16 protein-coding genes and 1 riboswitch are annotated in these 19,679 nt (G+C 66.1%); of the genes, 5 read left to right on the top strand and 11 right to left on the bottom strand.

Annotated elements, in window-relative coordinates; translation table 11 throughout:
* Positions 1-24: 24 nt before the first annotated feature.
* Positions 25-2,637 carry a LuxR C-terminal-related transcriptional regulator gene (locus FOS14_RS11485; RefSeq protein ID WP_143770619.1) on the bottom strand — a complete coding sequence of 871 codons (2,613 nt, stop codon included), beginning with the start codon at positions 2,635-2,637 and terminating at the stop codon, positions 25-27.
* A 107-nt stretch (positions 2,638-2,744) separates the two neighbouring features.
* Here FOS14_RS11485 and FOS14_RS11480 point away from each other — a divergent pair, with 107 nt between their 5' ends.
* Positions 2,745-4,622 carry an alkyl/aryl-sulfatase gene (locus FOS14_RS11480; protein ID WP_370512211.1) on the top strand — a complete coding sequence of 626 codons (1,878 nt, stop codon included), beginning with the start codon at positions 2,745-2,747 and terminating at the stop codon, positions 4,620-4,622.
* A complete protein-coding gene (locus FOS14_RS11475) occupies positions 4,619-5,770 on the top strand; it encodes a lipase family protein (RefSeq protein ID WP_143770615.1) in 1,152 nt (383 codons plus the stop codon). Before FOS14_RS11480 ends, FOS14_RS11475 begins: the two co-directional genes overlap by 4 nt.
* 92 nt (positions 5,771-5,862) lie before the next feature.
* On the opposite strand, the gene FOS14_RS11470 is transcribed toward FOS14_RS11475, so the two are convergent.
* The 6 genes from FOS14_RS11470 to FOS14_RS11445 all read right to left on the bottom strand — a co-directional run bounded on the left by FOS14_RS11470 (position 5,863) and on the right by FOS14_RS11445 (position 11,717).
* The gene (locus tag FOS14_RS11470; protein ID WP_143770613.1) at positions 5,863-7,524 is read right to left on the bottom strand and encodes an FAD-binding dehydrogenase; all 1,662 of its coding nucleotides are present in this window, start codon (positions 7,522-7,524) and stop codon (positions 5,863-5,865) included.
* Positions 7,521-8,855 carry a DUF5933 domain-containing protein gene (locus FOS14_RS11465; protein WP_370512210.1) on the bottom strand — a complete coding sequence of 445 codons (1,335 nt, stop codon included), beginning with the start codon at positions 8,853-8,855 and terminating at the stop codon, positions 7,521-7,523. The genes FOS14_RS11470 and FOS14_RS11465 overlap by 4 nt, the downstream gene beginning before the upstream one ends.
* A 52-nt stretch (positions 8,856-8,907) precedes the next feature.
* Positions 8,908-10,059, bottom strand: a complete 1,152-nt coding sequence (locus tag FOS14_RS11460; RefSeq protein ID WP_143770611.1) for a glutamate--cysteine ligase — start codon at positions 10,057-10,059, stop codon at positions 8,908-8,910.
* A 25-nt stretch (positions 10,060-10,084) separates the two neighbouring features.
* Entirely contained in the window at positions 10,085-10,729 is a 645-nt protein-coding gene (locus tag FOS14_RS11455) for a superoxide dismutase family protein (protein ID WP_143770609.1), read from the bottom strand.
* Between the two features lie 104 nt (positions 10,730-10,833).
* Complete coding sequence (locus FOS14_RS11450; protein ID WP_143770607.1) at positions 10,834-11,361, bottom strand: LytR C-terminal domain-containing protein; 528 nt, start codon at positions 11,359-11,361, stop codon at positions 10,834-10,836.
* Positions 11,362-11,393: 32 nt separating this feature from the next.
* Positions 11,394-11,717 carry a DUF3263 domain-containing protein gene (locus FOS14_RS11445; protein WP_143770605.1) on the bottom strand — a complete coding sequence of 108 codons (324 nt, stop codon included), beginning with the start codon at positions 11,715-11,717 and terminating at the stop codon, positions 11,394-11,396.
* Between the two features lie 222 nt (positions 11,718-11,939).
* Between FOS14_RS11445 and FOS14_RS11440 the strand changes: the two genes are divergently transcribed.
* On the top strand, positions 11,940-12,530 hold the full coding sequence (locus FOS14_RS11440; RefSeq protein WP_143770603.1) for a peptide deformylase: 591 nt from the start codon (positions 11,940-11,942) through the stop codon (positions 12,528-12,530).
* A 6-nt stretch (positions 12,531-12,536) separates the two neighbouring features.
* Here the strand turns inward: FOS14_RS11440 and FOS14_RS11435 are convergent, their stop codons facing one another.
* Together FOS14_RS11435 and FOS14_RS11430 are read right to left on the bottom strand one after the other, a co-directional pair.
* Positions 12,537-14,045 carry a carboxylesterase/lipase family protein gene (locus FOS14_RS11435; protein ID WP_143770601.1) on the bottom strand — a complete coding sequence of 503 codons (1,509 nt, stop codon included), beginning with the start codon at positions 14,043-14,045 and terminating at the stop codon, positions 12,537-12,539.
* Positions 14,042-14,371, bottom strand: a complete 330-nt coding sequence (locus FOS14_RS11430) for a GNAT family N-acetyltransferase (protein ID WP_143770948.1) — start codon at positions 14,369-14,371, stop codon at positions 14,042-14,044. Before FOS14_RS11430 ends, FOS14_RS11435 begins: the two co-directional genes overlap by 4 nt.
* A 130-nt stretch (positions 14,372-14,501) precedes the next feature.
* A riboswitch (TPP riboswitch) is annotated at positions 14,502-14,626 on the top strand.
* On the opposite strand from FOS14_RS11430, the gene thiC reads away from it, so the two are divergent.
* The gene (thiC, locus tag FOS14_RS11425; RefSeq protein ID WP_143770599.1) at positions 14,620-16,335 is read left to right on the top strand and encodes a phosphomethylpyrimidine synthase ThiC; all 1,716 of its coding nucleotides are present in this window, start codon (positions 14,620-14,622) and stop codon (positions 16,333-16,335) included. (Overlaps the previous riboswitch by 7 nt.)
* 1 nt (position 16,336) lies before the next feature.
* Here thiC and FOS14_RS11420 read toward each other — a convergent pair whose 3' ends face one another.
* Positions 16,337-17,647 carry a DEAD/DEAH box helicase gene (locus FOS14_RS11420; RefSeq protein WP_143770597.1) on the bottom strand — a complete coding sequence of 437 codons (1,311 nt, stop codon included), beginning with the start codon at positions 17,645-17,647 and terminating at the stop codon, positions 16,337-16,339.
* Between the two features lie 332 nt (positions 17,648-17,979).
* Between FOS14_RS11420 and thiD the strand changes: the two genes are divergently transcribed.
* The gene (gene thiD, locus FOS14_RS11415) at positions 17,980-18,861 is read left to right on the top strand and encodes a bifunctional hydroxymethylpyrimidine kinase/phosphomethylpyrimidine kinase (protein ID WP_143770595.1); all 882 of its coding nucleotides are present in this window, start codon (positions 17,980-17,982) and stop codon (positions 18,859-18,861) included.
* Here thiD and FOS14_RS11410 read toward each other — a convergent pair.
* Positions 18,848-19,612, bottom strand: a complete 765-nt coding sequence (locus FOS14_RS11410) for an adenylate/guanylate cyclase domain-containing protein (RefSeq protein ID WP_370512221.1) — start codon at positions 19,610-19,612, stop codon at positions 18,848-18,850. The two genes, thiD and FOS14_RS11410, sit on opposite strands and share 14 nt — an antisense overlap.
* Positions 19,613-19,679 lie beyond the last annotated feature (67 nt).

Raw genomic sequence — 19,679 nt, 5'->3', positions numbered from 1 at the left:
ATGGATGAACTCGAGGATGAAGGTTCAGAGCAGGCCGCGTTCCAGAGCCACCGACACGGCTTCGCGGCGGCTGCGGACGTTCAACTTGCGGTAGATGCCGCGCAGGTGGGTCTTGACCGTGTTTACGGAGACGAACATGTCCGCGGCGATCTGCTCGGTGGTTCGCCAGCTCGGTAGCTCGCGCAACAATTCGCGCTCGCGCGGCGTCAACCCTTCCCCGCCGAAAACGTTCTCCGGGAACGCGTGCAGGACCCGATCTGCGAACCAGTCCACCGCGCCGAAGCGGCCACGGCTGGACTGCAGGACGTCGTGGCAGCCGTACTGCAGCTCGAGGAACGGCCAGACGATCGACTCGCCTGCGGCCAATTCCAGGGCCCCCGAAAGTGATTCGTGCGCATAGGAGGGCCGACCCTGTTCGTGCGCGATCGCCGAATCCAGCACCAGCGCCCGCACCAGCGTGATGCCGACCACCGGACGGAGTGCGCCAGAAAGGATCGGATCGAGTTCTGCCTTGCCGCGGTCGAACTGGTGCGATTGCCAGGCAATCAGCGCGCGCAGCAACGCCAGTTCGGCGACGTCACCGAGGGTCGCCTGCAGCGGCTCCAAAAGCGCAGTGATCCAATGTGGTTCGCCCACCTCGCAGAAGATGTGGGCCACGTCCGGCGCGAGCAACGCGATGAAGTGTGGCGGAACGGTGCCCGTGAGGGCATCCGGGAAGGTGTCGCGAATAGTTGAGGCGACCCGACGGCGTTCGTTGGTGGCCGGAAACGCGAGGATGGCCTCGAGGCACTCGGCGCCGCGGGCGATCGAGACGTCGGCTTCCTCGACGAGTGTCGGCAGGTTCTCGACGTAGACCTGCTCGGCCACCGGTTCGGCGCGCAGATGCGCCACCAGCGCGTCCACCAGGTGCGCGATGTGCTGGTACGTATCGTCCAGCAGGTCATGCGCGGCGCCGAAAGCGATGGCGTGGGCCGCGTGCGAGCGCGCGTCGGCCAGTCGTCCGGCGCCCAACTGCACGGCCGCCAGTCCCGTCATCGCTTGCAATGCCAGCGCATCGGACCGGGCGGCGGCAGCCTTGGTGAGCGCGCCGTCGAGGTGTGTCGCGGCGGCGTCGAGGTGACCACGGTAGAGCTCGACGTTGCCGAACTGCAGCAAGGCGAAGGCGTCCAGCAGTAAGTCTCCCGAACTGCCCGGCGACCGCGAATCGATCTGCCTCATGGTCGATTCCAGGGTGCCCGCCCGCATGCCAACCTGCATGCGCAGCGCCCGGTAGAGCACGCCGAGGTCACCGACCAGCGGTTCACTATTGTGCACCGCATCCAGCGTTGCCGCGGCCGCGTGCGGGTGCGCGCCGGCGAGCTCGGACGCCGCACGGATCAACAGCACCACCGGACACCGCCGCAGACCGGGCGGGAACTTCGCAATCAGCTCGCCGACGCGCGTGCTGCGAGCCTCCACCGCCAGCGCAGGTCCGAATCGGGACACGATTGCGGTAGTGATCGCAGAATCGCTTGCGGCCAACGCGTGTTCGAGCGCTTGCAGTGCATCGCCCATTTCCATGTACCAGTGCGCGGCTGCCCGCTGCAGACTCTGAAAGTTGCCGCCGCGCCGGGCTTCCGCGATGAGATAACTGCGTAACAACGGGTGATACCGGTACCGCGCGGGCGCGCCGTTGGTCCGCGTCAGCAGAAAATTGTTGCGCTCCAACTCATCGAGAATGCGTTGCGCGGAATCGCTGCCCGAAAGCCGTTGCGCGAGATCGACATCGAAGTGCCGCGGAATCGCCGTGGCGACCAGAAAGTCGAGCATCTCCGGCGGGATCTCGGAGAAGATTTCGGAAAGCAAGTAGTCGGCAACCGCACGCGCGTCCCCGCTGAACTCGGCAATGGCGCGGTGCAGGTCGGCGCGGCGGGACAACATCATGGCGGCCAGGCACACGCCAGCCGCCCACCCTTCGGTGCGGGCCATGACCGCGGCCAAATCCGCGTCGTCGAGGGCGACCCCGTGTTCGCCGAGCAGCGCCGCCGCCTCGCTCGAGGTGAACGCCAAGTCACGACCCGTGATCTCGGCGACGCGCCCTTCCAGAACCAGCCGCTGCAACGACGGCCGTTGCGGGGAAAGCCGCGGTTCGAAACGACCCGCCAGCAGAACGCGACACCGCTCGGGCGCCGACCGCACCAACTCCCACAGGTATTCGAGCGCGGCCGGCTCGCGAAGCAGATGCACATCATCGACGCAGAGCAGAACGGACTCGCCCGCCTGCCCCACCGAATTCATCAGGCGGCGCGGATCGCCGTGCTGACCGCTCAGTCGCAGTTGCTGAATGGCGGCGCCGAGCGACGTGCTGCCGGCGCCGAGTAAGGCCGCGGTGACGTCGGTGGCCAGCGCCGCACGTTCGTTGTCACGTGGGTCGACGGTCAGCCAGGCGACCGCGGTGTCCGCAGTGCGGTGCGCTTCCCGCGCGTAATCGAGCAATGCGACGGTCTTGCCGCTTCCGGCGGCCGCGGCCAAAAAGACGCTGCGGCTGTCGGAGCGGAGGAGCGCGCGCAGCAGGCGTGGACGGCTGACGATCGGCGCTGCGACCTCGGGGATGCGCGCCCGCTCCCCGGGTACCGCAGCGGCCGAGTGCACTGTCATCTCCAAAATTCCACCCCACCCTATTTTGGAGGAAGTCTATCCACTTTTAATATCGAAATGCCTGCAAATCGCCGATTGTTTGCTCGCCCGAGGGTTACGGTTGTGCCGTGGAATCGAGCGACATCGCGAGCGATCCAGTCAGTACCGAGAAGACCGGGGACGAGACCGCTGCGCAGCGCGGTTTCATTGCGGCCCTGGAGCCGGGAATCGTCACCGCCGACGACGGTAGCGTCGTCTGGGACAACGACTCTTACGGATTCCTTGCCGCGGACTGCCCCCCGACCGTCCACCCGAGCCTATGGCGGCAGTCGCGACTTGCGGCCAAGCAAGGATTGTTCGAGGTCTGCGAAGGCATTTACCAGGTTCGTGGGCTCGATCTTTCGAACATGACGCTGATAGAAGGCGAATCGGGAGTCATCGTCATCGACCCGCTGGTCTCGGCCGAGACGGCGGCCGCCGCGCTGGCGCTCTACCGCCGGCATCGCGGCGAGCGCCCGGTGACGGGCGTGATCTACACCCATTCGCATGTTGATCATTTCGGCGGGGTCAAGGGAGTTATTACACCTGAGGCCGTCGCCGCTGGTCAGTGCCCGGTACTGGCGCCTGCCGGGTTCATCGCGCACGCCGTTTCGGAGAACATCTACGCGGGCACGGCCATGGCGCGGCGCGCCGGTTACATGTACGGCGCCGCACTTCCGCGCGGCCCGCGCGGTGGGGTGGGATCGGGACTGGGGCAGACCACGTCGCTGGGCACCGTCACGGTGATCCGGCCGACCGTGACCATTTCCGAAACCGGACACATCGAGACCGTCGACGGCGTCGAGATCGAGTTTCAACTGACACCGGGCACCGAGGCGCCGGCGGAAATGAACTTCTACTTCCCGCAGCACCGCGCCCTGTGCATGGCCGAGAACGCGACTCACACCCTGCACAATCTGCTTACGCTGCGCGGCGCGCTGGTCCGCGACCCGCACGTGTGGTCGAGCTATCTGACCGAGTCGATCAACCTCTACGCCCATCGTTGCGACGTGCTCTTCGCGTCACACCACTGGCCGACGTGGGGAACCGCTGAACTCACCGAATTCCTGCGTCAGCAGCGAGACCTTTACGGGTACTTGCACGATCAGACGCTGCGCCGGATGAATCAGGGCTGGACCGGCAGCGAGATAGCCGAAACCTTCGAGTTGCCACCGGCATTGGCACAGGCCTGGCACACTCGCGGCTATTACGGTTCGGTCAGCCACAACGTCAAGGCGATCTACCAGCGCTACATGGGCTGGTTCGACGGCAATCCGGCGCACCTGTGGGAGTACCCGCCGGTGGAGTCGGCTCGTCGGCACATCGAATTCATGGGTGGCGCAGCAGAAGTGGTGCGTCGTGCCCGCGAGACCCTCGCGGCGGGCGATCTACGCTGGGCCGCGCAGGTTCTCAACTACGTCATCTTCGCTGAGCCCGCCGACTCCGCGGTCTACGCCGAAGCGGTTGCGCTGCAGGCCGATACTTTCGAGCAGCTCGGCTTCGGCGCCGAGAACGCCACCTGGCGCAACTTCTACCTCACGGGCGCGTACGAGCTGCGCAATGGTTCCATCGGCACACCCGCCGGGACGGGTGGAACCGACATCCTTTCGGAGCTGACCATCGAGCAGCTTTTCGACGCGATGGCCTTGCGCATCGACGGACCACGAGCCTGGGATGCCCCCGTGGTCATCGATTGGCACATCAGCGACGAGGGCACTGTGCGCCGCACCGAGCTACGCAACGGCCTGCTGGTGCATTTCGATTGTGGCGACGGAATTTTCGATCCGCCCGACGCATCATTCACGATGCCGCGCACCGTCCTGTTGGGCGTGTTGCTCGGCGGCGCGAACCTGCTCGAGGCCATCTCGAATGGCACGGTGACTGTCACCGGTGACGCGATGAAACTCGGGGAGTTGGTCGGCTACCTCGATGCGCCGGACCCTGACTTCGCGATAGTCACACCATGAGAAAGCTCCTGTGTGCCGCCGCCCTCGTCGCCTCGGTCATGGCTGTGCCTGCGATACCGGCGGACGCCGCGCCCATCTCGCCGGTGGGTACCGTGACCGCCTCGGCCCCGTTGAACCGGGCACTCTGGATTCCCGGCACCGCGGCCGCCTACCGCCTCACCTCCGTGACCACCGACGCCTTCGGACAACAGGCGCTGAGCACCGGAGAACTCTTCCTGCCCAACGGCACCGCACCACCGGGTGGCTGGCCGGTTATCTCGTGGGCACACGGCACCTCTGGACTCGGCGACAGCTGTGCACCGTCAGTCGCGGGCCCAGCCGACCGCGACCGTGATTTCGAGTACTTGAACACCTGGATCACCCAGGGCTACGCGATCGTCGCCTCCGACTACGCCGGGCTCGGCACACCCGGGCTGCCCGCCTACCTGAACGGTAGGTCCGAAGCGCACAACGTGGTGGACATGGTCAAGGCCGGCCGGGCGTATGCGCAGCAGAATCTGCCCGCGGCCCAACAGCTTTCCCGAAAGTGGGTGACCATCGGACAGTCGCAGGGCGGCGGTGCCGCGATCTACACGGCGCGCTATGCCACCGAGTTCGGCGGCGCCGACCTCGATTACCGCGGCGCGGTCGGCACAGGCACGCCGGCCTACATCGAGAACCTGGTTTCGACGCTCGCGCCGAAGTTGCCGCCGGTCGCGCTGCCCGCCGGGATGACGGCCTACCTTTCCTACATTCTCTCCAGCTTGCGTTACGTCCACCCGGAACTGGGCATCGACTCGATCCTCACCGACACCGGCCGCAAGTATCTGGCGCTGGCACAGACGCGGTGCATCTTCGATTTCGAGAACGATGTGCGCGGTGTGAACGTCGGCGACTTCGTGACCGCGCCGGTGCGGTCCCTCCCGAACTGGACCGCGATCATCGACGACTACATGGCCATGCCCGAATCCGGTTACGACAAGCCCTTCTTCATGGGCCACGGCCTGCTCGACACCGACGTGCCGTACCCGGTCACAGCGGCCTATGTCGCGCGATTGATGGCCAATCGCCAGCCGGTCACGTTCAAGACGTACCTGGCCGATCACTCCGGCACGCTGATCCAATCACGCAGGGACAGCGTGCCGTTCGTGCGAGCGCTGTTCAGCTGAGCCCCGTGCACTGAGTGTCCATTCCTGGCACCTACGCAGTCGAATCCGGCGCCAGGGGCCCCAATAGTGGACATCTGGTGCACCGGGTCCGGCTATAGATCCCTCGCCAGCGCGCGCCCCGCGGCCCGACCGGAGAAGATGCACCCGCCAAGGAATGTGCCCTCGAGCGCGTTGTAACCGTGCACGCCGCCACCTCCGAAACCGGCGACCTCGCCAGCCGCGTACAACCCTGCGAACGGCTCGCCGGCCGGCGTCATTACCTGCGAATCGAGGTTGGTTTCCAGCCCACCCAATGTCTTGCGGGTCAGAATGTTCAGGCGCACGGCGATCAACGGCCCATGCGTGGGGTCGAGCAGTCGGTGCGGTTTGGCGGTCCGAACCAGCTTGTCGCCCAGGAACTTGCGCGCATTGTGGATTGCCATGAGCTGCAGATCCTTGCTGAACGGGTTGGCCAGCTCGCGGTCGCGCGCGACGATCTGCCGCTCGAAATCGGCTAGGTCCACGTATCCGCCGCGGCCGATCTTGTTCATGCCCTCGACCAGTTCGGCGAGCGTGTCCGCGACGACGAAGTCGACGCCGTGCTGCTTGAACGCCTCGACCGGCCCGGGCGCCCCCTTGGCCAGTCGGCTCTTCGCGGCGAACTTCAGATCCTTGCCGGTGAGGTCTGGATTTTGCTCGGAGCCCGACAGCGCGAACTCCTTCTCAATGATGGTCTGATTCAGCAGGAACCACGAGTAGTCGTAGCCGGTGGCGAGGATCGCCTTCATGGTGGAGTTGGTGTCGAAGCCGGGGAAGTTCGGCGACGGCAACCGTTTTCCATTGGCGTCGAACCACATCGATGACGGCCCCGGAATGATCCGGATCGCGTGGTCCGGCCAGATCGGATTCCAGTTGATGATGCCTTCGGTGTAGTGCCACATGCGATCTCGGTTCACCAAGTTGGCACCCGCGTCCGTGCTGATCTGCAGCATCCGGCCGTCGACGTATGCCGGCACGCCCGAGATGAGCGTCTTCGGGCACGGCCCGAGTCGTTCGGTCGGCCAGTTACGGCGGATCATTTCGTGGTTGTGGCCGATGCCGCCGGAGGTCACGATGACGGCTTGGGCGCGGAACTCGAAGTCTCCCACCACCGTCCGTGACGACGCCTTGCCGCGTTCGAGGTCGGTGTCCTCGAGGACCGATCCCCGCACCCCGACCACTGCACCGTTCTCGACGATCAACTCGTCGACGCGCCGCCGAAACGCGAACGACACCAAGCCATCCCGCTCGCCGGCCAGCACTGGCTCGAGAAAGACCCGGACCACCTCCGGGCCGGTGCCCCAGGTGAGGTGAAACCGCGGCACCGAGTTGCCGTGACCGTCGGCGTTACCGCCGCCGCGTTCGGCCCAGCCGAGCACCGGGGTGATGCGCAACCCGAGGTCGTGCACGTACTGCCGCTTGATTGTGGAGGCGAATTCGACGTAGGCCTGTGCCCACTTGCGCGGCCAGTAATCCTCGCGCTCCCGGTCGAAGCCCGCCGAGCCGAACCAGTCCTGCAGCGCCAGCTCGTAGGAGTCCTTGATTCCGAGCCGGCGCTGTTCCGGGGAATCCACCAGGAAGAGTCCGCCCAGCGACCAGAATGCTTGTCCGCCAAGGTTGTTGCGGTTCTCCTGATCGATGACGAGCACCCGCTTGCCGGCCTTCACCAACTCGTGGGTGGCCACCAGGCCGGCGAGCCCCGCACCGACGACAATCACGTCCACGCTGTCGTTCATGATCCTCCTTGCACGGTGCTCAGTTCCCGCGGCGAGCTCGCGCGGAAGAACGTCGCGTAGAACCCTATTGCCAAAACGGCCAGTGCGCCCACGATCAGCGTTCCCGCCAACACCGGGTTATGCGCCATCTCGACGGCCAGGAACCGGTACGCCAACAGCAATCCCGTCAGCAGCGCCAGCCCGCCGCTGACCAACCGGATCCGGACCCAGCCCCAGCCGCGAACCGGGTCGCGCAGCGCGGCCTCGACGGTAAGGCACAAGACCGCGCCGGCAACCAGGTCGACCCCGTAGTGGTAGCCGAAGCCCAACGTCGCGGCGACCGTGCAGACCAACCACAGCGTGCCGCCCCAGCGCAGCCAGCGCGGCGCCGGATCGATCCCGTCGATGTCGCGGCGCGTATGCAGGAACACCGACAACGCCCACGCCGTGTGCATCGACGGCATGCAATTGCGTGGCGTGAACGCATCGAACCGCATCGCGCCCACGATCGAACTGTCCGGCGGCACGACGGTCGGCCAGTAATCGCCGGCGGCGAATCCGTGCCCGCCCGAACCGAACGCGAACAGCGGACCGACCACCGGAAAAATCATGTACACGATCGGTCCCAGCAGGCCCAAGACCAGAAAGGTGCGCACCAGGTAATGCCTGGGCCACTCACCGCCGGTGCCAACCCGGCGGAGCTGATACACCGCGACCACCATCGCCGCCACCGGGAGTTCGATGTACACCCAGTGCAGCACGCCGTAGCCGACCGAACCCATGGCATCGACCACCCGGCCCATGACCCACGACGGGTCGCCGAGTGCGCGGTCCGCAAGAACGACGTAGCCGTCGAGCACCGTCGGCCGCGCGATCGCAGTGAGCTGCAGCCAGGTGTCGCCGAGCTTGGTGGCGATGACCAGCAGTGCGCCCAAGCCGGCGGCGCGCAACGCCGTCACTCGTTGCGGGCCCGACCATCGCAGGCCGGCGACAACGGCTATTGCGGTCAGCACGATCAGCGGTCCATTGCCGACCGTCAGCAGCCCACCCCGCAGCGCGCGCTCGGCGGCGAAGCCGACATCCAATGCGACCGCTGCGGACACCGCAATGATCCGCTGCCGAACACTCAGTCCCACCAACGCCAGCGCCAGCCCGGCCCACGGCACCGAGGCAGATTTGGGCGTCGCCACATAGTCGCTGAGCAGCGCCAGCACCGGACCCTGCAGGTGGTCGCGCAGTGCCAAGAACTGGAAAACGACCAACATCACCGTGGACCCGGCGAGGGCAGCTGAGACGAACGTGTACCTCGACGGCGGGCGGGCTCGCAGGCGCCCCGGATCGTCGATCAGCACCGGTCAATGGTAAACGGCCAGTGAACGCGAATTCGACACCGTATGAACTTGATTAGGTATCGAGTTCGGCCACCAGCGCGTCCACCACCGCCACCAAATCCCCGCCCGACGAGTCCGCCACCTGCCGTTGCCGCTGGTAGGAGGCACCGCGACGAGGTATGTCGGCGACCATGGCCAACTCGTCTGCACAACCGAGACGGGCTGCGGTCGGCGCGAGACGATCGAGCAGCAGGTCGAGATCCTCGGTGACCAACCGCTCATTGCTGTCGTCATCGACGATGACAATCGCGTCGAGGCCGTACCGCGCCGCGCGCCACTTGTTTTCCTGCACGTGCCAGGGCGGCAGGGTCGGCAACTCTTCACCGGCCTCCAGGCGGCGATCCAGGTCGACCACCAGGCAGTGAATCAGCGCGACCAGCGCTCGCAGTTCGGTCCGGGTGGAGATACCGTCGCAGACCCGCACCTCGATGGTGCCCCACTTGGGCGCCGGCCGGATATCCCAGTGCATCCCGCCCAGTTGCTCGATCACGCCCGTCTTCATCTGGTCGTGCACGAACGCCTCGAACTGCGCCCAGTTCTCGAACTGGAATGGCAACCCGGCCGTCGGCAACTGCTGGAACATCAGCGCCCGGTTGCTGGCATAGCCGGTGTCCACGCCCGCCCACATCGGCGAGGACGCGGACAGCGCGAGCAGGTGCGGATACTGGATCAGCAGCGAGTTCAGGATCGGAAAGACCTTGTCCTGGTGCGACAACCCGACGTGCACATGCACGCCCCAGATGAGCATCTGCCGGCCCCACCACTGGGTGCGCTCGATCAATTCCTCGTAGTGCGGCGACCGAGTCAGCTGCTGTCGAGACCATTCGGCGAACGGATGCGTCCCGGCGCACAGCAGGTCGATGCCGAGCGGGTCGGTGGCGCGGCGCACGGTTCGCAGGGTTCCGGTCACGTCGTCGATGGCCTCGGCGACGGTGTCGTGCACGCCGCTGACCAGCTCGACGGTGTTGCGGAGCAGCTCTTTGGTGACTTGCGGTGTGCCGTCGTGAGCGCGCAGTTCACCGACAGCCTCGAGCACCTCCGCCGCGCTGTTGGACAGATCCCGGGAGTCGCGGTCGACGAGCGCAATTTCCCATTCGACGCCGAGGGTGTGCCTCGGCGAGCCCTTGAAATCCAGCAGGTTGCGGGATTCCGGAGAACCGGACACGGCGGCTAGCTAGGTGCCATAGGAATTACTTGAGGACGCCGCACGCCACCCGCGGACCCGAGTCGGCGTCGGCGTGGATGATCAGCGCGTGGCCACCGTCGGCCTTGATCTCCTGCACGGTGAAGGCGTCCGTGGTGGTGACAAGTTCGCCCTTGCCGTCCTGGCGGATCTGCAGGGTGGTCAGCTCGCCGCTCTCCGGAGTTCCGGTATGACCGGGTGCCTGGTAGTGCCCGCCAGCAGACATGAAGTCGCCGGGCTCGCCGCCGTTCGGCGCCGTGGAATCCGGTTCGCACTTGCCCACCTGGTGCACGTGCACGCCGTGCAGGCCCGGCGTTAGCCCCTGCGCGGTGATCTTGATCTGGACGTAGCTGCCTTCTTGCGTGAACGTCGCGTTGGCGACCGCCTTGCCCTTGGCGTCCTTCAGTTCGGTGCTGACCGATTGGCCGCCCTGGCCCGGCTCGCTGGTGACACCCGCGCTTTCGGACGGCTCGGTGGTCTCGCCGCCGCTGGCGCCGCCCGGCGCGGGCGCGCTGGTAAACACCGACGGCGTACCGCCCCCCTGCTTGTTGGAGGCCTCCTGACCGTTGCTGCACGCGGCAAGCCCCAGGGCGGCGACAGCAATGACCGGAACCACAATGCGAGACGAGAGCCGAACTGTACGCAAAGCCATCAAACCGCTCCTTCGGGAGGTGGCGAGCAGGTGGACATGATCATAACTGTGGCCGCAGTTGGCCCGTCGGCGGTTCGTTCTGCCGGTTCGTTCTGACGGTTCGGTTACGGACCCGCGAGGATGACGATCACGCCCGGCGAGGCGTTGGCGATTCCCGCGAACCGGGGTTGGGCCGAGGCGCCGAGCAACTGCGCGATGGCCTCGGCTTCCGCCTTTTCACCCGACGAATTGCTGTAGTAGACAGTCGTTTTCGGGATATCGCCGGTGCTGTAATTGCTGACCTCGGTGACGTTGTAACCCTGCGCGCGCAGCTTGTCGGCCGTGCGCGCCGCGAGCCCACTGACCGTGGTGTTGTTCAGCACCCGCACCGGTATCGACTTGTCGACGGTTCCCGTGGGCGCGGCAGTGGCGGTGGCCGATGCGCTCGCCGTCGCCGTCGCTGACGCCGACGGCACGTTCGCGGTTCCGCTGGCGGGAATGACACTCGGCGTGACAACGGCGGACGAATTGTTGGCGGTCGATTTGGACAGCGACATCGCGCCGAGGCCGCCGAACACAATTCCCAACGCAATCAGGACCATTGCCAGCGCGCGCAGCGGTGGCCCGTCGCTAGGCGAATTCGGACTTGTCACGTCCACGACCCTAGTTGACTAGAGCGCACCGGCTAGATTTCGAAGCCGAGCCGCCGCGCCGCGCGCGCCTTCTGCCTGCTGGCGCGAAGTCTGCGCAACCGCTTGACGAGCATCGGATCCGCGGCGAGCGCCTCCGGACTGTCCACGAGTGCATTCAGCACCTGGTAGTACCTGGTGGCGGACATGTCGAAGAGTTCCTTGATCGCTTCTTCTTTGGCGCCGGCGTACTTCCACCATTGCCGCTCGAAAGACAGGATGTCGTGCTCACGCCGGGTGAGGCCGTCCTCGCCGCGCTCGTTGTCGGACCGTCCCCCGTTTGCGGGCTGATTCCGGCTACGTGCCGCTGCGCCGTCCATCGCACTCCTCGAAAAGTCCGCAAAATTTGTCGTGCCCTCGCGTGTTCGGCAAACCGATCACTCGGCCGCTGGTGAATCACACGATTGTTGTTCGACGGACATTCAATCACGTTCTGCGCGGCACAAAGATCGACTTCGACGGCGCGTCGTAATCGCGGTGTGACGCGAGCGTGACGAGCAGGGCGAAAGTGGCGCGGCTAACTCGCAGTATCCTTGCCGACCATGGCGATTCTTCCCATCCGCATCGTCGGCGATCCCGTCTTGCATCAGCCCACCGAGAAAGTGACGCAGTCGCCGGAGGAGCTCGCAGACCTGATCGCGGACATGTACGACACTCTCGACGCCGCGAACGGCGTGGGATTGGCCGCCAACCAGGTGGGAGTTGGCTTGCGGTTGTTCGTATATGACTGCCCAGATCGCGACGAGAACGGCCAGCAGGTGATGCGCCGCGGCGAGGTGATCAACCCGGTCCTGGAAACGTCGGAGATCCCGGAAACCATGCCCGACCCCGAGAACGACGACGAGGGTTGCCTTTCCGTGCCCGGCGAGCAGTTTCCGACAGGGCGCGCCGACTGGGCTCGCGTCACCGGCACCGACGCCAAGGGCGAACCGGTCACCATCGAGGGCACGGGGTTCTTTGCGCGGATGCTGCAGCACGAGGTCGGCCATCTCGACGGCTTCCTCTACACCGACACGCTGATCGGGCGCAACGCCCGCGCGGCGAAAAAGGCGATCAAGCGAAACGGTTGGGGCAAGCCGGGTTTGAGCTGGGTGCCCGGGGAAGGCCCGGATCCGTTCGGGCACGACGACTGATCGGGCTCAGCCGAAGGCGATGACCTGGTCGCCCCACGCTTTGCGCACCGTTCCGTCAAGGTCGTGGTCGATCCGGTCCTGCTTGTCCATCACCAGCGTCGCTCGCTGCTCCTGATCGAACGCGGGCCACGCAGGCTCGGTGTCGGGTATTCCGTTGTGCGCGAAACTCGTCCACCGCTGCTGCAGCCGCTTGGTCAGCTTCTTCGCCGACTTCAGCCCGCCCAGCTTGTACGTGATGTCTTTCGGGCCGTGCTTGATGTTGCCCCACACATAGGCCAGTTCACTGCCGTGCGTCGCACCGATCCGCAGCAGTTTGAACATCGGTGTGGCGTAATCGAATCGGTAGAGCCAGGTCGGAGCCCGCTGGCTGTGCGCTTCGGCGATCCACAGCGTCGGCAGCCGGAAGCCGAAGTCGCGGGTGATGCCCAACCCGACCTGCAGCGGCGAGAGTGACTGGTACGCCGAGAGCAGTTGCTGTTCGGTCGGCAGCTCCAGATCCGGCTGCTCCTTGGCTATTTCGCCGAACATCGATCGGATGATCTCCGGGTCGATCGGCATGAGCGGCGACTTCATCAACCGAAACAGCGACGACTCGTCCTTGTTGCTGCCGATGATGAGCGGCACCGGATGTGCCGCGCCGGCACGGAATGCGTTGACCGGTGAGTCTGGCACGAGGTCGCCGTCGACGACCGGTGCGTACGCCAGGATTCCTGGACTGGCCTCCGGTATTGCGGTGAACAGTTCGTCGCCCGCCTTGGAGAGCTCGTCGGCCGACGCGGAACGCAACCGATCGACGCCGCCGAGAATGTGGCAGAACTTTTCGGCTACGCCCGCCGCCCTGTCGACGCCGTACATCGATGTTGCGGGCGAACTCTGCGCGATCGCCCGGTGAAACAGCCCGGCCGCGGCCGGGACGGTCATGAGCGTGGTCACCGCCCCGCCGCCCGCGGATTCACCGAACAGCGTCACGTTTGCTGGATCCCCGCCGAACCCTGCGATGTTGTCGCGCACCCATTCGAGCGCGGCGATCATGTCCCGCAGGGCGACGTTCGAGTCGAAACTGCCATCCAGCGAACTGAAATCGAGGAAACCGAACGGGCCGAGCCGGTAGTTGAACGTCACCACGACCACGTCACCGTTCTCGGCGAGGTGCGTGCCGTCGTAGAGCGGCTGGCTGCCGGCGCCGCGGAAGTAGGCGCCGCCATGAATCCAGACCATCACCGGCTTGTTCGACGCGTTGACCGGCGCCCAGATGTTGACCGACAGGCAGTCCTCGTCCATGCGGACGTCGGCGCCGAGGTCGATCACGGCCAGCCGGCCCTGGGGTTCACACGGACCGAACCTGGTCGCGTCGAACGCTTCGGTCCACGGGGCGCGCGGCTGCGGGCTACGGAATCGCAGCGGACCGACGGGCGCCTCGGCGTACGGAATGCCTTTCCAGGTAGCGACGGTTGAAGTGCTGGTTCCGCGGACCGGTCCGCTGTGCGTCTCGACTACCCCGGAACCGGCCGTCATACCGGCACGATGATTTCGAGATAGTTCGGATTCTCGTTGACGAATCGCTGCACGTAGGTGCACACCGGGCGCACCTTCCAGCCATACGCGCGTGCGTGGTCTAAAGCGCCGCGGACCAAAACTGCGGCGAGGCCACGGTGCCCGAAGTCCTCGGTGATGACCGTGTGCATGAACGACACCGTCGCGTGCCGGGCCGCCCGGCGACCCGGCGGCGAGTCGAAATCGTAATAGCCGAGTATGCCGACGAGATCGCCGTTGAGTCGCAGCTCGAACCTGCTCTGACCTTGATTGTTGCTGACTTCAGCAGTAGGGCCGTCCGCCCACATGTTCGAAGCTCCCACCGCGGTGTTCGTAACCAATATGTGACCTACGCCACTATAGCGGCGGTTGCGGCTGTTGTCGCGCGGAGCGTTTTGGACCCGGTGTTATTGGGCTAACCTGGCGACCGTACAGCCGCACACATCACACGGGGGCTCGCACCAGCGGGCTGAGAGGACGGCTAGCTCTCCCGGGCGCAAGGGCCGTCAACCGTATGAACCTGACCGGGTAATGCCGGCGTAGGGAGAGAGAGTTCATGACCATCGCAGTAGAAACCGCCGCCGGCATCACCACCGGACCAATCGAAGGCAGCACCAAGGAATACCTGGAGGTCGACGGATTACGCGTACCCGTCCGGCGTATCCACCTGACCAACGGCGAGCACCTCGACGTGTATGACACCTCCGGTCCGTACACCGACCCGAACGCCGTCATCGACCTGGAGGCGGGTCTACCGAAGACCCGTGACGAGTGGGCCAAGCCCGAGGCTATTTCCCTGGGCGAGCGCAGCGACGGGAAATCGGGTTCCCTGGGCGAGCGCAGCGACGGGAAATCGGGCACCGTCGCGGCCACCCAGCTTGCCTGGGCCCGCGCCGGCATCATCACCGCAGAAATGCGCTATTGCGCTGCGCGCGAAGGTGTTTCGCCGGAAATCGTGCGGGAGGAGGTTGCGGCCGGCCGGGCCGTCATCCCAGCCAACCACCGCCATCCCGAGTCGGAACCGATGATCATCGGCAAGAAGTTCTGCGTGAAGATCAACGCGAACATCGGCAACAGCGCGGTGAGCAGCTCCATCGCCGAAGAGGTCGAGAAGATGGTCTGGGCCTCCCGCTGGGGCGCGGACACCATCATGGACCTGTCTACCGGTAAGAACATTCACGAGACCCGCGAGTGGATTCTGCGAAACTCGCCGGTGCCGGTCGGCACCGTGCCGATCTATCAGGCGCTCGAGAAGGTCAAGGGCGACCCGACCAAGCTCACCTGGGAGATCTACCGGGACACGGTGATCGAGCAGTGCGAGCAGGGTGTCGACTACATGACGGTGCACGCGGGCGTGCTGTTGCGCTACATCCCGCTGACTGCCAAGCGCGTCACCGGAATCGTCTCGCGGGGTGGCTCGATCATGGCCGCCTGGTGTTTGGCGCACCACCGAGAGTCGTTCCTGTACACCCATTTCGAAGAGCTGTGCGAGATTCTGGCGCGCTACGACGTCACGTTCTCCCTCGGTGACGGCCTCCGGCCCGGCTCGATCGCCGACGCCAACGACGAGGCCCAGTTCGCCGAGCTACGCACTCTTGGGGAGCTCACCAAGATCGCCAAGTCCCATGGTGTGCAGGTGATGATCGAGGGTCCCGGCCACGTGCCGATGCACAAGATCGTCGAGAACGTCCGGCTGGAAGAGGAACTGTGCGAGGAGGCGCCGTTCTACACGCTCGGCCCGCTCGCCACCGACATCGCTCCCGCCTACGACCACATCACCTCGGCGATCGGCGCCGCGATCATCGCGCAGGCCGGCACGGCGATGCTGTGCTACGTCACCCCGAAGGAACACCTCGGGCTGCCCAACCGCGATGACGTGAAGACCGGCGTGATCACCTACAAGATCGCCGCGCACTCGGCCGACCTGGCCAAGGGACATCCGCGGGCGCAGGAGCGCGACAACGCGCTGTCCACGGCGCGCTTCGAATTCCGCTGGGTCGATCAGTTCAACCTGTCGCTGGACCCGGACACCGCACGCGAGTTCCACGACGAGACGCTGCCCGCCGAGCCGGCCAAGACCGCGCACTTCTGCTCGATGTGCGGGCCGAAGTTCTGCTCGATGCGCATCACTGCGGACATCCGCGAGTTTGCGGCCACCAACGGGCTGGAAACTCAGGAAGACATCGACCGCATGATCGAGCGCGGCATGGCCGAGAAGTCGGCGGAGTTCGTCGAGCACGGCAAGCAGGTGTACCTGCCGGTCGTCTCCTGACCTAGCTGGCGACCCGGGCGGGCTTGCGGTTGCGACGCTGCCGCGCAGCGCCCGCCTGGTGGCCGCGTCGTTGCGCTGAGCCGCGGCGCGGTCCGGTCGCGCTGCCGCTGCGCCGTTGGGGCGGCGTCGCTGTTTGCGGCGCGACGTAGGGCGCGGTAGGTCCGACCAAGGTGTGCAGTGCCGCCGACTCGGCGGTGACCGGTTGCGGCTTCGCGTCGATGGCCGCACGGCGCATCAGCACCGAGAGTTCTTTGCGCTGGTCAGGAAGCATCAGTGTCACCACGTCGCCGGCGCTGCCGGCGCGCGCGGTGCGGCCCGAGCGGTGCAGGTAGGACTTGTGCTCGGCGGGCGGGTCGACGTGCACCACGAGCTCGACGTCGTCGACGTGCACACCGCGCGCCGCGACATCGGTAGCCACGAGCACTCGCACGGTCCCGGCCGCGAACGCCGCGAGATTGCGGTCGCGGGCGCCCTGGGAAAGGTTGCCGTGCAGGTCAACCGCCGGGATGCCCTGCTGGGTGAGCTGCTTCGCCAGCTTCTTGGCCTGGTGTTTGGTGCGGGTGAACAGGATCCGGCGCCCCTTACCGGCGGCGAGCTTGCGCACGACGGCTTGCTTGCCGGCCGTTCCGTCGACCGCGAAGACATGGTGCGTCATGGCGGCGACCGGCGACGTCTCGTCGTCGACACTGTGCCGCAACGGGTCGCGCAGGAATCTGTTGACGAGCTTGTCGACGCCGTTGTCGAGCGTGGCCGAGAACAGCAATCGCTGTCCATCCGCCGGGGTTGCGGCGAGGATACGGGTGACGCCGGGGAGAAAGCCTAGATCGGCCATGTGGTCGGCCTCGTCGAGGACGGTGATCCGGACGTCGTCGAGGCTGACCAGTCCCTGCTTTTTCAGGTCTTCCAGCCGGCCCGGGCAGGCCACCACGATATCGGCGCCCGCACGCAGCGCCCGCTCCTGGCGTTGCTGGGGCACGCCGCCGAAGACGGTAGTGACGGTCAACTTGTGTGCGGCGGCCAGTGGTTCGATGGTGGCGGCGATCTGGGTAGCCAATTCCCGGGTGGGTGCCAGCACCAGTCCGGTCGGCCGGTTCGGCCGTCGGGGAGATCCCACAAGCCGCGACACCAGGGGAATGGCGAAGGCCAGTGTCTTGCCGCTGCCCGTGCGGCCGCGGCCGAGGATGTCGTGTCCGGCAAGGGAATCGGGCAGGGTGTCCGCCTGGATCGGGAAGGGCTCGCTGATTCCGATAGCGCTCAGCGCCTCGACGAGCGGTGCTCGCACGCCGAGCGCAGCAAAAGTTGTGGTGCTCATGTAGGCCTTTCGATGTGTGCCGGACCGAACGCGCACGTGTGGCGCAGTTGGTGGACAGCACAGGTGGGCGAGATTGCCAGGTGGCAAAATCGATCGCCGCAAAAGAAGTCGATGATTTACGACGCAACGGTGGCGCCGAAGCGCACCGGTTACCTCCACCGTAGGCGAACACCGGGCAATTGGTCCGACAATGTCGCGTGTATCACTCGGCCTGCACCACCCGGCCGGCCCGTGATCATGAGCAAATCGTGCGCGCACTCCTGGCGGATGCGTAGATTTCCTCATGATCACGGCAGAGGGTGGGGGTTCACGCTTCGCATAGGGTGACGGCTGTGCAGCTGCTTCCGCTTCCGCGCCCCGGCGACACGCCGCGCCGAGTCCTGACCATCGCCGGAACGGATTCAGGTGGTGGTGCTGGCATTCAGGCTGATTCGCGCACGATGGCACTGCTCGGCGTGCACGCTTGCGTCGCGGTAGCAGCCGTAACAGTGCAAAACTCGGTGGGCGTCAGCGGTTTTCACGAAATTCCCCCTGAGGTGGTTGCCGATCAGGTGCGCGCCGTGGTCACCGACATTGGTGTTGGCGCGGCGAAGACAGGGATGCTGGCGTCGTCGCGGATCATCGAGGCGGTCGCGGCGGTTTGTGTTGAATTGGGTATCGGCACTGATATTCCACTCGTCGTCGACCCGGTGTGCGCGTCGATGCACGGTGATCCGTTGCTGCACCCGGAAGCCCTCGATGCGGTGCGGAACGCGCTCATTCCCGTCGCCACTGTGGTGACACCGAATTTGGACGAAGTCCGCCTGATCACGGGTATCGACGTGGTTGATGACGCGTCCGCCCGCGAGGCGGCACACCAACTGCACGAGATGGGAGCGCGGTGGGCGCTGGTCAAGGGCGGCCATTTGCGCTCCGCGGCCACCAGCACCGACATTCTGTTCAACGGCGAGGAGTTCTACGAGTTCACCTCGCCCCGGATAGCTACCGGCAACGACCACGGTGGCGGTGACACGTTGGCCGCGGCAATTGCTTGCGCGCTCGCCCATGGCTATTCGGTGCCCGACGCGGTGCAGTTCGCCAAAGAGTGGGTCACCCGCTGCCTGGCTGACGCCTACGACTTGGGCGCCGGACACGGGCCGGTGTCACCGCTGTGGCGGTTGCGCGCCAACCCCGTGGAAGCAGGGGACGGCATGCGCGCGCCTACGCCTCCTTGAGCGTGAAGATCCGCAGATCCTCGGGCACTCCCTGCAGCGGCGCGGCAAAGAAGCTGCGCCGGTACGGTTTCACGGTCAGCCCCAGTTCCTCGAGCGTGTTCGGCGCCAGCGCATCGAGCGTGGCTGCCGAAATCATGAGGTTGCCGTTTCCCCCTGCCTCCATCACCCGCGCGGCGATGGTGACGTCGAGCCCGAGCCAGTCGCCGCCGATCTCTCGCGGCGTGCCGGTGTGGATACCCACCCGCATCTGCGGGTGAAATCCGTTCACGTCCACCTTCGCCAAGTTCTCGCGCGCCGCGACGACGGCCTGCACGGCCCGATCAGCCGAGGCGAACACCGCCATCACACCGTCGCCGAGGCGCTTGACGACGTGCCCGCCACGCTCGACGATGGGCGGCTCGATGGCCTTCGCCACCTCGCGCAGCAGCTCCAGCGTCGCTTCATCGCCGGCCGCGAGCGACCAACTCGAGAACGCCACCAGGTCGGTGAACACAATGGTTACTTCGGTGGTGCCTTTGCCGCGCCCAACCCGTTCGAGCGCCGCCTGCCACACCTGCAGCGCGCCGAGTCCGAGTTCCCGGGCAGCACCGGGATGGTCACCGACGAACCGGTCGGCGACACGTGCCACGGCGCGGGCACCACCGGGGCCGGTGGTGGACAGCGGGTCACCGAACGACGGATCGCCGGGCAGAATCGCACGCGCACGCCGAACCAACTCGATGATCTCGGGCCGACGGTTGGTCGCCTCCAACCATGACGAGAGCGGTCCGGGTACCCGGGTGCTCCGCCTGGCGGTGGACGTCTCGGTCACGTCACGA

Source organism: Skermania sp. ID1734 (genome assembly GCF_007489285.1).
Lineage (GTDB): Bacteria > Actinomycetota > Actinomycetes > Mycobacteriales > Mycobacteriaceae > ID1734.
Note: the sequence above shows the minus strand (reverse complement) of the source record. Positions and strands in the feature narration are given on the sequence as shown.